Consider the following 14428-nt stretch of genomic DNA (forward strand, 5'->3'; position numbering starts at 1 on the left):
CAAGCCTTTCGATGGAAGAGCCTTTAAGCGACGAGTTGTCAGAAGAGGATGTGTCCGAGCTGGATGCTCCTATTATTGACGAAGAAGTAGCGCTCGAGCCAGAAACCGAAGAAGGGTTAAATCTAGACGATATTGACGCTGACGATCTTCAACAACCAGAAGTGGGTGAAATTGACGTCGATGAAGCTGACTTCGATTCACCGGAGTTGGATGAAACTGGTGACATAGAATCTGAGTTATCAATTGAAGAGCCTTCGGGTGAAGAGCTCACAGATGAAGATTTGATTGCTGAATTTGAGTCATCTGTCTCTGGTGAAGATGCGCCAATAGAGCCTGAAGGTGGTAGTGATGTCGATCCTGATGTTACAAATCTAGAGCAACCTCAAGAAAGTTTTATAGAAGCTGATGAAATCGAGCCTAAATTACCAGAGTTAGACGAAACTGAGCTTCCTGAGTATAACGAAGAAGATGCGATTGCTGATGCATTTTCCGATGCTTCCAATGAGCCTGATTTAACCTCTGAAAAAGAGGAACTTTCATTACTGTCAGGTGAAGAGCCACTGCCTGAAACAACACCTATTGAGTTAGCGGAAACCGAGCTTCCAGAATATAGCGAGGAAGACGCCTTAGCAGATTCTGAACCACAAGATGATCAAGAGGTTGGAGATCTTGAAGCTGACTTTAAGTTAGAAAGTATTGAGCTTCCGGGAATGGAGGAAATAGAGCCTCCAGAACCTACACTTTCACCTGAAGAGGCATTTGAGTCAGATGTGTCTGCTTTATTGAGCGAAGGTGAGGAAGAGTTTGCGGGTGCAGTAGAACAAGGCATCGATACTGGCTCAGACAGAGCGCTGGAAGATACGATAAGAAACGCGCTTTCTGCCGAAGATACCGAGATTACAGAAAGTGAACCAAGTCGTGTAGATGTTCTTGATATTGCGTCGGCAAATGAGCTTGACGAGAAGACCCTACATGATCTGCTATCTGAACCTTCGTCAGATTCACAACAGGATTTCGCGATAGATGCTCCTGCTGACGAAGACTCAGCATATAGTGCAGGACTTGATCTCGATTCAATGTTAGAAGTTGGCGGTGAGGATTGGAATGGCTTTAGCCTCTCTGAAGAGCAGCAAGCGACTATTTCAGATGATATTCCAGATGATGAACAAAATGTTTGGGATGAGCAAAACCAACCAGAGCAAGCCAAAGCGTTAGATGAGAATTGGGAAAGTCAGCAAGAACTAGATGATCTTCCAGCTGATTCCGAAGGTTATAGAACCATTGATGAGCTGATGGCTGAAGTAGAGGAAGAAGAAAGTGCCGAGCCAGAGGACGAAGAGTTAAGTTTGCATGACGTTGGATTGAACGAATTCCCAGATGTTATCGGTGAAATAGACACGACAGACGTCGATGCAAACTCTGAAGCGGCTGGTAAATTGGATTTAGCTAAGATCTATATCGAAATGAATGATCCCAAAGGCGCTAGAAGCTTATTAGAAGAAGCGATTGTTGATGGTAGCGATGAGATTCGCCAAGAAGCGAAAAACTTAATTGACTCACTTAAAAATAGCTAGTGAATAAATATGTTAACGATGCCCAAGCAACCTAGAGGTTGTTTGGGCATAAAATTATGTATCGAATTGCAAACGAATTAAGCAAAATTGGCATCGTATGTGGTTTTAGGTATATACTTCTCGCCCTGTTTTTTATGAGTGCGCAAAATGAGAATAGCGTTGGGTATTGAGTACGATGGTACTCGTTACTTTGGATGGCAGAGGCAAAAAGAAGTCCGCAGCGTGCAGCAAGAGCTAGAAAAAGCGCTGAGCGTTGTTGCAAACCATGAAATAGAAGTTCAATGTGCAGGCCGAACAGATGCGGGTGTGCATGGTACTGGGCAGGTTGTTCACTTTGATTCGAACGCAATTCGCAAACCTGTTGCTTGGACAATGGGAGTTAATGCGAATCTACCGAGTGATATAGCCGTGCGATGGAGCACTGAAGTTCCTGATGAGTTCCATGCTCGTTTTTCAGCTACAGCTCGTCGCTATCGTTACATCATATTTAATAGCAAACTTCGTCCTGCTATTTTGGGTAGTGGAGTAAGCCATTATCATGGTGATTTAGACGCAGAAAAAATGCATTTAGCAGGTCAGTATCTGTTAGGTGAGAACGATTTTACATCTTTTAGAGCAGTGCATTGCCAGTCACGGAGTCCTTGGCGTAATATTATGCATCTTAAAGTGACTCGACATGGTCAATACGTTGTGATTGATATTAAAGCGAACGCGTTCGTTCACCATATGGTACGAAACATCGCGGGTAGCTTAATAGTAGTGGGTAAGGGAGAACAACCTGCAGAATGGATTCAATGGTTACTACAACAAAAAGATAGAAAGCTAGCTGGTGCTACTGCTAAAGCTGAAGGTCTATATCTGGTTGATGTGGATTATCCAGATGAATTCGGTTTGCCGAACGTTCCTCTTGGCCCACTATTTTTGTTAGATAATTAATCCTTAGTGTAGGTATATAAAACAGACACTTTTTGTATGGTAAATATTTCACTTTAAAAAAGTTACAATACTCCTGACACAAAGTTATTTCTGTTTTATTAAACCAAGGTTAAGCTAATCTAACCTAAAAAGAATTGCTCCATGTGAGTATGTTTGGTGCGAGACAATAAGTTTTTAACATAGGTACAACCAGTTTTTTGTCTACAGGTTGACTTATATATGCTTTAATCCTCTCCGCATTAATGTCGAATTAGTTTCTCTCGCACAGTTGCGAGAGATTTGAAAGAAAAGGTCTTCCATGAGTTGGCTTGAGAAAATTTTAGAGAAAAGTAACCTAGTTAGTTCACGTAAAGCGTCTATTCCAGAAGGTATCTGGACTAAATGTACCTCTTGTGAACAGGTTCTATACCACGCTGAGTTAGAGCGTAACCTAGAAGTGTGTCCAAAATGTGACCATCACATGCGAATGAAAGCGCGTCGTCGTTTGGAAACATTTTTAGACGAAGGTAACCGCACCGAAATCGCTGATGAACTTGAGCCAGTAGATAAGCTAAAGTTTAAAGATTCAAAACGTTACAAAGAGCGTATTGCAACTGCACAAAAGAATAGTGGTGAGAAAGATGCTCTAGTTGTAATGAAAGGCGAACTGTTAGGTTTACCTGTCGTAGCGTGTGCATTTGAATTCTCTTTTATGGGCGGTTCAATGGGCTCAGTGGTCGGCGCTCGTTTTGTTCGTGCTGTCGAAGCTGCAATTGAGAAAAACTGTGGTTTAGTTTGTTTTTCTGCAAGTGGTGGCGCTCGCATGCAAGAAGCGCTCATGTCCCTAATGCAGATGGCAAAAACCAGTGCAGCACTAGAACGTCTATCAGCGAAAGGCTTGCCATTTATTTCGGTAATGACTGACCCAACAATGGGTGGTGTATCAGCGAGCTTAGCCATGTTGGGTGATATCAACATTGGTGAGCCAAACGCATTAATTGGTTTTGCTGGCCGTCGAGTTATCGAGCAAACCGTACGCGAAGATTTGCCAGAAGGTTTCCAACGCAGTGAGTTTTTGCTTGAGCATGGTGCAATCGATATGATTGTTGATCGCCGTGAAATGCGTCAAAGAATTGGAAGCTTGCTAGCGAAAATGACCAATAAAAGGTCACCTTTGGTTGTTTCTATGAACGATGCACCAAATGAACCTTCTTATTCTGTACCAGAACCTAACGAAAAAGGGTAAAGTAGACACTAACGTATAACCTACTAAAATTTTTGGTTAAAGTTAGATGACAAACTCTTCTATTCCTAATGCCACATCGCCTCTATCGGTGTGGCTTGAATACCTATCAAATATTCACTCCAGTGCTATCGATCTTGGATTAGAGCGAGCAGAGATTGTAGCAAGACATGCCAACTTGACCCATCCAGGGAAAAAAGTCATTACCGTTGCTGGAACAAACGGCAAAGGTTCTACGTGCGCAATAATGGAAGCGATTCTATTAGAAGCAGGCTACCGAGTTGGGGTCTACAGCTCTCCTCACCTTATTCGCTATAACGAACGTGTTCGTATTGATGGCAAAGAATTACCCGATGAAGAACATGCTAGGGCCTTTGACTTCATTGAAACTCAGCGAGAGCAAGTTAGCTTGAGCTATTTTGAATATGGCACTTTAGCGGCTCTTTACCTTTTTAAAGACTATGATGTCGATGTAGTGCTTCTAGAAGTCGGCCTTGGTGGCAGACTCGACGCAACAAACGTGGTTGATCATGATGTATCAGTGATTACTAGTCTGGCTATCGACCATGTGGATTGGCTTGGCGATGACATCAACGTTATTGGGTTTGAAAAAGCCGGAATTTTTCGTTCAGGAAAACCAGCGATTTGCGGTCAGCCGAAACCGCCGGGCACAGTACCAGCTCATGCTGATGACATCGGTGCTGAATTTTATCAGGTCGAAATTCAATACGATTATAAAGTCGTCGGTGAAGGCAGATGGCGCTGGAATAGCGGCTCATTTATTATTGAAGACTTACCAATACCAAGCTTGCCTTTGCAGAATGCTGCAACCGCATTAATGGCTTTAGGTGCTTCTGAGCTAGAGATCAGTGATGTAGATGTCGTCAATGGTTTATCCAAAGCAACACTGCCAGGCAGAATGCAACTTATTAGCGAAAATCCGACCATTATATTGGATGTCGCGCACAACCCCCATTCAGCAAAATATCTCAGTGAAGAAGTTCAAAGTCGCTACCCAAATAAAACCGTTCATGTTGTCGTCGCGATGCTTGAAGACAAGGATATCTCCTCAACATTGTCTGAGCTTTCTCATGTTGCTAATAAATGGTATCCCGCGTCGCTGGAAGGGCCTCGTGCAGCAACTGCACTAGACTTGTGCCAGCATTTGTCAGAGGAAGTTGAGCGATATGACGATCCTGTGGCTGCATTTGAAGCCGCGTTGACAAAGGCAACTGCAGATGAAGTCATTATTGTTGTCGGTTCATTTTTCACTGTCGGTATGGTTTTAGAGCATTGGGAAGCAAAAGGAAAATAAATGGCTAGCAAGTTTCAAAATCGGCTGGTGGGTACAATTATACTGGTTGCTATTGGTGTCATTGTATTGCCCGATTTTTTGGATGGAAAGAAAACCCACTATCAAGATGATATTGCCAGCATTCCAATTAAGCCAACAACGAGTAGTGATAGCGAAAACTACAAAATCGTCAATCCGGTTCAAGATACAGCGAGTCTTCCAAAACAGCCTGTTGAGGTGACTGTGACCTCGAACCATACAACAGTCGTTGAAGGGAAGTCTGATTCCGTCGCTGTAGAGGTTAAACATGTTGCAGACAAAGCTAAATTTAAAGGCAATGCTTGGATAATCCAGTTGATGGCTTTAAAAAATGCTGATAATGCCGCAAATGTGGTAAAAGACCTACAAAAAAGAGGGTATCAGGCCCATAGTAAAAAGGAAAATGGATTTACAAGGGTAATTATTGGACCAAATATTTCTAAGCAAAAGCTAGAAAGAGAAATAGTAGAGCTAGAGAAGATCACTGGCTCAAAAGGTCGATTGCTTAAATTTAATCCATTAAACCCATAAGAAAACGTTTGCGTCGCGCATTTTTCTGTTAAAATGCGCGCCAACTTAAGATGAGAACTCATGAATTGGTTAGATATTGTCATTTTAAGTGTGATCGGCTTGTCGGCTGTGATCAGTTTAATACGTGGTTTCGCGAAAGAAGCGTTGTCATTAGTGATTTGGATTGGGGCTTTTTTTATTGCCAGTGAGTACTACGCAAAGTTAGCCGTTTACTTCACCAACATTCAAGACCAAGCCATTCGAAACGGCGCTGCGATAGCTGCACTATTTATTGCGACATTGATTGTCGGTGCAATAGTTAATTATGTGATCAGTCAGTTGGTTCAAAAAACAGGTTTGTCAGGAACAGATAGAGTATTAGGTGTCGTATTTGGAGCAGCAAGAGGTGTCTTAGTGGTCTCAGCGATACTATTCTTTATGGATGCTTTTACCAACGCATCACATATGGTTTGGTGGAAAGAATCGATACTTGTTCCTCAATTTAGCCATATCATTGCACCGTTTTTTGAGCATTTACAAGCGTCATCAAGTTTCTTATCTGGCGCTGCCTAGTAGCGCCAGCCATTGTCGAATATCGAGGGTTAAGACATGTGTGGTATTGTTGGAATCGTGGGTACATCGCCTGTAAACCAGTCAATTTATGATGCATTGACGGTATTACAGCATCGTGGCCAAGATGCCGCTGGTATTTGTACCATAGAAAGCAATCGTTTTCGTTTGCGTAAAGCAAACGGCTTAGTTAAGGATGTGTTTGAAGCAAAACACATGCAACGCCTCCAAGGTACCGTTGGGATCGGGCATGTTCGTTACCCAACTGCGGGTAGCTCAAGTGCTTCGGAAGCTCAACCTTTTTATGTCAACTCTCCATTTGGAATCACTCTAGCGCACAACGGTAATCTGACCAACGCTCACGAAGTTCGTGAAAAGCTGTTTGATAAGGACCGTCGCCACTTGAACACGACTTCAGATTCTGAGGTATTGCTGAACGTATTGGCTCATGAAATCGATACGGTGAAAGGCAATGTGACATCTGAAGATGTATTTAGAGCGGTAACCAATGTACATCGTGCAATTAAAGGAGCGTACGCTGTAGTTGCAATGATCATTGGTCATGGTTTGATTGCATTTCGCGATCCAAATGGTATTCGTCCACTGTGTTTGGGTAAGCGCGAAGTAGAAGGTCGCACTGAATATATGGTTGCCTCTGAGTCTGTGGCGTTAGATGCTGTTGGTTTTGATTTTGTTCGAGATGTCGCTCCAGGTGAAGCGATTTATGCGACATTTGAAGGCGAACTTTTCACCAAGCAATGCGCTGATAACCCAGCATTGAACCCATGCATATTCGAATTTGTTTACTTTGCTCGCCCAGATTCATTCATCGATAAAATTTCTGTTTATAGTGCGCGCGTCGAAATGGGTAAGAAGCTTGGTCAACGTATTCGAGATGACTTTAGCCACCTAGATATCGATGTTGTGATTCCAATTCCAGAGACATCTTGCGATATTGCGCTGCAAATTGCCCAGCTAATCGATAAGCCTTATCGCCAAGGCTTTGTAAAAAACCGTTATGTTGGTCGCACCTTTATCATGCCAGGACAGCAGCAACGTAAGAAATCAGTTAGACGCAAACTCAATGCGATTCGCTCTGAGTTTAAAGATAAGAATGTACTTCTCGTTGATGATTCTATTGTCCGTGGTACCACTTCAGAGCAAATCATTGAAATGGCAAGGGATTCGGGGGCGAAAAAGGTATTTATGGTGTCAGCTGCACCAGAAATTCGTTTCCCGAATGTTTACGGTATCGATATGCCTAGTGCAAATGAGCTGATTGCTCACGGTCGTGACAACGAACAAATCCGTAAACAGATAGGTGCTGATGAGCTGATTTTCCAATCTTTAGAAGATCTCGTCGAGGCGGTTGGTCTAGGTAACACTGAAATCAGCAAGTTTGAAACATCGGTATTTAATGGCGAGTATGTCACTGGTGATATCGATCAGAAATATTTAGAGTTCTTAGAATCTCTGCGCAATGACGATGCAAAAGTTCAAAGAGAAATCAAACAAGAGTTAGCAAATCTAGAGCTGCATAACGAAGGCTCTTAAACTTCAATTTCAATGTATTCAAACTCAAAGCTCCCTAACTGGGGGCTTTTTATTATTGCTTTATTGTAACTTAACTTAGTAGATCTCGACCTTCCTCACTTTTTGCTGCGAATTATATTTCCACTCAATCGATACCTATAAATTTTTTGATATTACGCAATACAAAGTGCGATAAGAGGGTATACTATCCGCTAATCGAAATAATAACATTTCTCATTAACAATAATATTTACCTCTTATGAAGCTATCACAATTACAGCAAGGGCAATGCGCCACAATTCAAGGATTCGATCAGTTAACTAATGAAGTTCGCAAGAAGTTAATGATCATGGGAATGCTGCCAAACACAGAAGTTACACTAGTCAGAAAGGCTCCCATGGGTGATCCACTACAAGTTGAAGTTCGAGGCGTATCTATTGCGGTACGTAATTCAATCGCAGAATCAATTTTAGTTGGGGAGCCAAAATGAAATATAACATTTTAACTGTTGGTAACCCAAATAGCGGTAAAACAACGCTTTTTAACGGCTTAACTGGCGCTAAACAGCAAGTTGGTAACTGGGCTGGCGTCACAGTAGAAAAGAAAACCGGCCGATACCACCATGCTGGTGACGATTTCTATCTCACCGATTTGCCGGGTATATATGCTCTAGACAGTGGTAATGATGCCAATAGTATGGATGAGTCTATTGCTTCCAGAGCCGTCCTTAGTCATGAAGCCGATCTTATTATCAACGTTGTGGACGCGACGAGTCTAGAGCGTAGCTTATATATGACTTTGCAGCTTCGAGAGCTAGGCCGCCCAATGGTCGTGATCCTTAATAAGATGGATGCGCTTAAAAGAGAGCGTCAAAGTGTCGATATTAAGAAATTGAGCAAGCAGCTAGGTTGTCCCGTTTACTCTTTGTCGGCAAACAATAGGCAGCAAGTCACGGCACTTAAAGAAAAATTGCACAAAGATTTGGTACAAGGCATTGCCCTAGAAGAATTTAGTTTAGACTATGGCGAGACTTTAGAAGCTGGCGTGCAAGACCTAACGCCAGTCTTTTCAGAGCAGTCATGTGTGTTGCCTAGAGCTCTAGCGATACGTGCATTAGAAAATGATAGTTTAGTGATCAATATATTAAACGAAGAGAAAAGAAATACCATTCACCGAGTTCGTTCTGCAATAGAACTCGATATTGACCTTCAGGTTGCAGATACCAAATATACTTATCTTCACCAACTGTGTTTGAAAGTGCGTAAGACAGATGGCAAGTTGAGTCGCAACTTCACTCAGAAAGCCGATAAAATTATTTTGAATAAGTGGGTCGGCATACCATTTTTCTTCTTTGTCATGTACTTGATGTTCATGTTCTCTATCAATATTGGTAGTGCGTTTATTGATTTCTTCGACATCAGCTTTGGGGCTCTGCTAGTTGATGGAGGACACCATTTACTTGATGGTGTTCTACCTGTTTGGTTAGTGACGATATTGGCGGATGGTTTAGGTGGCGGTATTCAAACAGTCGCTACTTTTATACCGGTTATTGCGTGCCTGTATTTATTCTTAGCGTGTCTAGAAAGTTCGGGGTATATGTCCCGCGCAGCATTTGTGCTTGATAAAGTGATGCAAAAAATTGGTCTGCCGGGCAAAGCGTTTGTACCATTGGTACTAGGCTTTGGCTGTAATGTTCCCGCTATTATGGCAACCAGAACGCTTGACCAAGAGCGAGAGCGCAAACTTGCAGCGTCTATGGCGCCGTTTATGTCATGTGGAGCAAGGTTGCCAGTCTACGCGTTATTCGCAGCTGCGTTTTTTCCAAGCTCTGGTCAGAATGTGGTATTTGCACTGTATTTGTTGGGTATTGTCGCGGCCGTATTTACGGGCTTAATTCTGAAAAAAACTATTTATCCGGGCTCTAGTGACACGCTAGTCATGGAAATGCCTGACTATGAGATCCCGACACTGCAAAATGTTTTGATTAAGACATGGCAAAAGCTAAAGCGTTTTGTACTCGGGGCAGGTAAAACTATCGTTGTTGTGGTTATGATTTTAAGCTTTCTAAATTCAGTGGGCACTGATGGTAGTTTCGGTAATGAAGACAGTGATAACTCTGTTTTGTCTAAAGTTGCTCAAGTGGTGACTCCTGCTTTTAAACCTATTGGTATTAACAAAGATAACTGGCAAGCAACAGTGGGTATCATCACTGGCATTTTTGCTAAGGAAGCGGTTGTGGGAACATTAAACAACCTTTACACCACCGAAAAATCTGATGATGAAGAGTATGATTTATTGGGGAGTTTAAAAGAAGCGCTTCAATCTATTCCGGATAATTTGGCGGCACTCAACTACTCTGACCCACTTGGCATTGAAGTTGGAGATCTTAAAAATGCGGATGAAGTCGCTCAGGAGCAGGAAGTAGATACCTCTATCTTTGGTAATCTTCAATCGAACTTTGTGACTGGTAGTGCTGCGTTCTCATATCTTATTTTCATTTTATTGTATACGCCGTGTGTCGCTGCAATGGGCGCTTATGTTAGAGAGTTTGGTAAAAAATACGCTCGTTTTATCGCTGTTTGGACAATGGGATTGGCTTATATGGGAGCAACTCTGTTTTACCAAGCAACCAGAGTGACTGAGCAGCCTGTAGAAAGCCTAGCTTGGATAGTAGGAATAGTGTTGGTAGGAGTGTTGGTATACCAAGCGCTCAAACGAAAAGCCAATCAGCAAAAAGCATATAGGGAAAGCCTCGCATGATATTGTCAGAGCTAATGTCATATGTAGAATCGAGTGGAACGGCAACACGCTCTCAGTTGGCCAAACACTTTGGTATGAGTGAAGACGGTGTCGATGCTATGATGAATGTCTGGGTCGAGAAGGGCAAAGTTACACGCGCTATCGATACCAACCAACATCGAAAGGTTACTAGGGTCCGTTATAGAATGGTAGATGACTGCGGAATATCGCTAAACGTGACAATGTAAGACACAGCCTTCAGTTTACATATCTCAATTAAAGCTCCCTTTTGGGAGCTTTTGTCTTTTTGGTGAGTAGTACTAGAGCAGAGCGTGTTGAACTTTTGATTGTAAATTTATTGATATCGCGCAATACGATATCGCAATGTGCATTGTAATATTTGGATACAAATAATAACGGTTCTCATTAGCATGTTTGTACGCCAAGTAGGTTAATCAAGGCGAAATATCTGAGATTTAGGAATTTTTGATATATTTTTCAATCAAATGGGCAGTTAAACCATTCTTATCAGTTATCGATATGAATGGTATTGTCAGGGAAAGGTCAACAAGAGACTTTTTTCGTGACAAAAGGTTAATGATAAGTAGAATGAGAACTGTTCTTATTAGTGGTATTTAATTGTTACATTGCGTTTTGTATTCAATGTTGTTCACACCTCACATTTAGTGCGGATTGATAATTAAAGTTGTGTTCAGCTTCACATTGAAGATTTTAATAAGGCGCATCATGTTATTCATTCTAAAGACAGCAACATATAAAGCTGTCTGACACTTCAGAGGTTGATATGTCTGCGGTACAGCCTGGTCAATATTACATTGTTGATAAATATACAAAAGAAATGAGTCTTGATTTCCGTCAGCGCCTAATGGCTATGGGGATGATTCCTGGCTCTACCTTCCAAGTTATTCGTAAGGCACCCCTAGGTGATCCGATAGAAATTGAAGTAAAAGGCTTTTTACTAAGTTTACGACAAAAAGAGTTATCGCTGCTAAACATCTCTCCAAAGGCTCAATGATCATGTCTACACCTCGAAAAATTGCATTGCTAGGGAATCCTAACAGTGGAAAAACGACTTTATTTAATTTGCTCACGGGCGCTAAGCAGCGCACAGGAAACTGGTCTGGTGTTACGGTAGATCGTAAAGAAGGCGATTTTAAAATTGACAGCCAGCCAGTGACCGCAGTTGATTTACCAGGAACCTATACCCTTGCCTCAGTAACTGCAAAAGGTGGTTTGGATGAGCGTATTGCTTGCCAGTACATTTTGAGCGAAGAAGCTGATGTTATCGTTAATATTGTTGATGCTGCTAACCTAGAAAGAAATCTTTATCTAACACTTCAACTACTGGAAATGAAAGTTCCGGTCGTTGTTGCGTTAAATATGATCGATTCTGCTAAGAAGAAAAATATCCATATTGATGCAGAAAAGTTGTCGGAAACGCTCGGCTGTCCGGTTATTCCAATGGTTACGACTCGTAAGCAAGGTATAAAGGAGCTGAAAGAAGCGATTCTCGAGCAGTGTCATACTCCTACCATTAACTCATTTGTAGTTGATTATCCGACAAAGGTAGTCCAAGCACAGAAACACCTTAGCGAAGAGATTCTGCAATGTGCTCCCAATTTACAACGTGCAAATTGGTTAAGTTTACGTATTCTGGAAAACGATCTTCTTAGCCGTGACATGATTGTGGAAGCAGACCGAAGTGGACAATTGGAAAACCTGACTTCTCAATATGTTCAATCTTTCGAGGATGCAGATCTCGAAGTCGCGGACGCTCGATATCAGGCTATCAGCCAAATTTACCAACAATCGGTAGAAAATCGAGTTGCGACAAAAGATAAGCTGACTCAAGTTGTGGATAGTATCGTCTTAAATAAATATTTAGGCTTACCGATATTTTTATTGGTGATGTACTTCATGTTTGTCGTCTCTATCAATATAGGCGGCGGCCTGCAACCTATATTCGATGAAGGCTCTGCCGCTATCTTTATCAACGGCACAACGTGGCTTGGTCATTTCATCGGTTTGCCTGCAGCGTTAACCGCGATTCTTGCTCAAGGTATCGGTGGTGGTATCAATACAATTCTGCCGTTTGTACCGCAAATTGGATTGATGTTTTTATACCTTTCTCTACTAGAAGATTCGGGGTATATGGCGCGAGCGGCTTTTGTTATTGATCGCTTTATGCAAGCAATCGGTTTACCGGGTAAATCTTTCGTACCGTTAATTGTTGGTTTTGGCTGTAATATTCCCACGGTTATGGCAACTCGCACATTAGATACACCACGCGATCGTATCATGACGAGTATGATGGCTCCGTTTATGACTTGTGGTGCACGCCTAGCGATTTTTGGTGTATTTGCGGCAGCATTTTTCCATGGTGTCGGCAGTTTTGTGGTCTTCTCACTTTATTTACTTGGCATCGTTGTAGCCGTGTTAACCGGTTTGTTGCTTAAGAAAACCTTGCTTACTGGTGAACCGCATCCATTTGTCATGGAGATGCCGGTTTATCACTTGCCAAACCCATTTACCGCTCTGATATTAACTTGGAGCAGACTGAAAAGATTCTTGTTCAAAGCGGGCAAAATTATCATACCAGTTTGTGCTATTGTTCTTGGACTGAATAGTGTCACTTTCTCTGGGCAGGTGATTAACCCAGGCGATCAGCAACAATCAGCGCTGGCGGAAATCGGCAAAACAGTGACCCCAATTTTTGAGCCAATGGGCGTTCAGAAAGATAACTGGCCCGCAACTGTTGGCCTATTTACTGGCTTCCTAGCGAAGGAAGTGGTGATTGGTACTTTGAACTCGCTTTATACAGCGCAAGCGGCAGATAGCCAACCATTTGACTATAAGAACTTCGACTTAGGCGCAGAATTAAAACAAGCACTAGATGATACTTGGAGTGGCTTGAAAGACAGTGTTTCCATTGATACTTGGATAAACCCAATTGAGGCAGGGCAGGCTGATGCTTCAATGGGGACATCAGCGATGGGGCATATGCGTCTACTATTCGGAACCGCTTTTGCTGCCTATGCATACCTAATCTTTGTCTTACTTTACGTGCCGTGTGTTGCGACTGTCGGAGCCATTGCTCGTGAAGTAGGGCGGAATTGGGCCAACCTCTCTACCATATGGGGATTACTGGTAGCTTACGCTGTTGCAGTCATTTTTTATCAAGCAGCCACGATTGTGGAACATCCTAGCTCGAGTATAGGCTGGATAGTAGGGATGCTAGCACTCATCTTTGCATTCCTTTTCGGACTAAGAAAGTATAGTAAAACGGGTGTCGACTGGGAGCTCCCAGACGTTTCCGCGACGAACACCAGTTGCTGTGGCTAGGAGGTGATGATGAATTCTTTACTAGGGTTACGTAACTACATTCGCAAGCATCACCAAGCGACATTGACTGATTTGCAGCGTCACTTCGAGGGTAGTAGCCAGATGCTAGACGTTTTGTTATGCGAGCTCGAAGCGCGAGGAAAAATAACAAAATCTGACACCCCAGTCGGATCGTGTAGCCAAAAAACTTGCAAAGGGTGCAGTGAAGGCCAAATCGATACTCTCTATCGTTGGTATGACGCAGAGTTGGCTGTCTGTATGGTGAACTAAGCGAACAGACTGTTAACCTTAATTGAAGCGTTCAATGTTAGTCGACATTGAACGCTTTTTCATTTTTACTATTCGAATTACAACTAGTTGTAGCGTCTCGCGAATATAACCACTCAGACCCAAATTATTCTGAGTACAGGCAGTTCTCTTAGGGTGCTGTCTCCCAAGTTGGTACTCGCAGGGTAGTCAATACCTTATTTTCGAATCAGGCTTAAGCTGTAAAACATTACTTCTCGTGAAGTAAACTCAAAAAGTACCGATGTAAACCTGAAGTATAAGCTGAAATTGCCCCAAAAACGTTTCAGTCTGGCTAGCCCAAGGTGTCTCATGAGCTAGGGTTAGCCTTCGAAAAAGTAATTCGAATAGCGTGCATTGAAA

General features: G+C 42.4%; 13 protein-coding genes. All 13 read left to right on the top strand.

Going from position 1 to position 14428, the window contains the following annotated elements; all coding sequences use genetic code 11:
- The coding region (locus ACM2FC_RS17830) for a FimV/HubP family polar landmark protein (protein ID WP_498482337.1) at window positions 1–1574 on the top strand (1574 nt) is incomplete at its 5' end.
- Between the two features lie 147 nt (window positions 1575–1721).
- A complete protein-coding gene (truA, locus tag ACM2FC_RS17835) occupies window positions 1722–2510 on the top strand; it encodes a tRNA pseudouridine(38-40) synthase TruA (RefSeq protein WP_498482338.1) in 789 nt (262 codons plus the stop codon).
- A gap of 298 nt (window positions 2511–2808) precedes the next feature.
- Window positions 2809–3735 (top strand): acetyl-CoA carboxylase, carboxyltransferase subunit beta, encoded by a 927-nt coding sequence (gene accD, locus ACM2FC_RS17840; protein WP_498482339.1) that lies wholly within the window; start codon window positions 2809–2811, stop codon window positions 3733–3735.
- Window positions 3736–3781: 46 nt separating this feature from the next.
- The gene (folC, locus tag ACM2FC_RS17845; protein WP_498482341.1) at window positions 3782–5047 is read left to right on the top strand and encodes a bifunctional tetrahydrofolate synthase/dihydrofolate synthase; all 1266 of its coding nucleotides are present in this window, start codon (window positions 3782–3784) and stop codon (window positions 5045–5047) included.
- Complete coding sequence (locus ACM2FC_RS17850) at window positions 5048–5596, top strand: SPOR domain-containing protein (protein ID WP_498482342.1); 549 nt, start codon at window positions 5048–5050, stop codon at window positions 5594–5596.
- 60 nt (window positions 5597–5656) lie between these two features.
- Window positions 5657–6148, top strand: coding sequence for a CvpA family protein (locus tag ACM2FC_RS17855; protein WP_498482343.1), 492 nt, complete (start codon window positions 5657–5659; stop codon window positions 6146–6148).
- Window positions 6149–6184: 36 nt separating this feature from the next.
- Window positions 6185–7699: an amidophosphoribosyltransferase gene (gene purF, locus ACM2FC_RS17860; RefSeq protein WP_498482344.1), complete on the top strand. Its 1515-nt coding sequence runs from the start codon at window positions 6185–6187 to the stop codon at window positions 7697–7699.
- A 238-nt stretch (window positions 7700–7937) separates the two neighbouring features.
- Window positions 7938–8168, top strand: coding sequence for a FeoA family protein (locus ACM2FC_RS17865; RefSeq protein WP_498482345.1), 231 nt, complete (start codon window positions 7938–7940; stop codon window positions 8166–8168).
- Complete coding sequence (gene feoB, locus ACM2FC_RS17870) at window positions 8165–10438, top strand: Fe(2+) transporter permease subunit FeoB (protein ID WP_498482346.1); 2274 nt, start codon at window positions 8165–8167, stop codon at window positions 10436–10438. The genes ACM2FC_RS17865 and feoB (ACM2FC_RS17870) overlap by 4 nt, the downstream gene beginning before the upstream one ends.
- Window positions 10435–10665, top strand: a complete 231-nt coding sequence (locus tag ACM2FC_RS17875; RefSeq protein WP_498482347.1) for a FeoC-like transcriptional regulator — start codon at window positions 10435–10437, stop codon at window positions 10663–10665. Before feoB (ACM2FC_RS17870) ends, ACM2FC_RS17875 begins: the two co-directional genes overlap by 4 nt.
- Window positions 10666–11222: 557 nt before the next feature.
- Window positions 11223–11453: a FeoA domain-containing protein gene (locus ACM2FC_RS17880; protein WP_498482348.1), complete on the top strand. Its 231-nt coding sequence runs from the start codon at window positions 11223–11225 to the stop codon at window positions 11451–11453.
- A gap of 2 nt (window positions 11454–11455) precedes the next feature.
- Complete coding sequence (gene feoB, locus ACM2FC_RS17885) at window positions 11456–13780, top strand: Fe(2+) transporter permease subunit FeoB (protein ID WP_498482349.1); 2325 nt, start codon at window positions 11456–11458, stop codon at window positions 13778–13780.
- Window positions 13781–13789: 9 nt separating this feature from the next.
- A complete protein-coding gene (locus ACM2FC_RS17890) occupies window positions 13790–14050 on the top strand; it encodes a FeoC-like transcriptional regulator (protein WP_498482350.1) in 261 nt (86 codons plus the stop codon).
- The last annotated feature ends 378 nt before the right edge of the window (window positions 14051–14428 follow it).

This window comes from Vibrio sp. A37 (genome assembly GCF_059777565.1).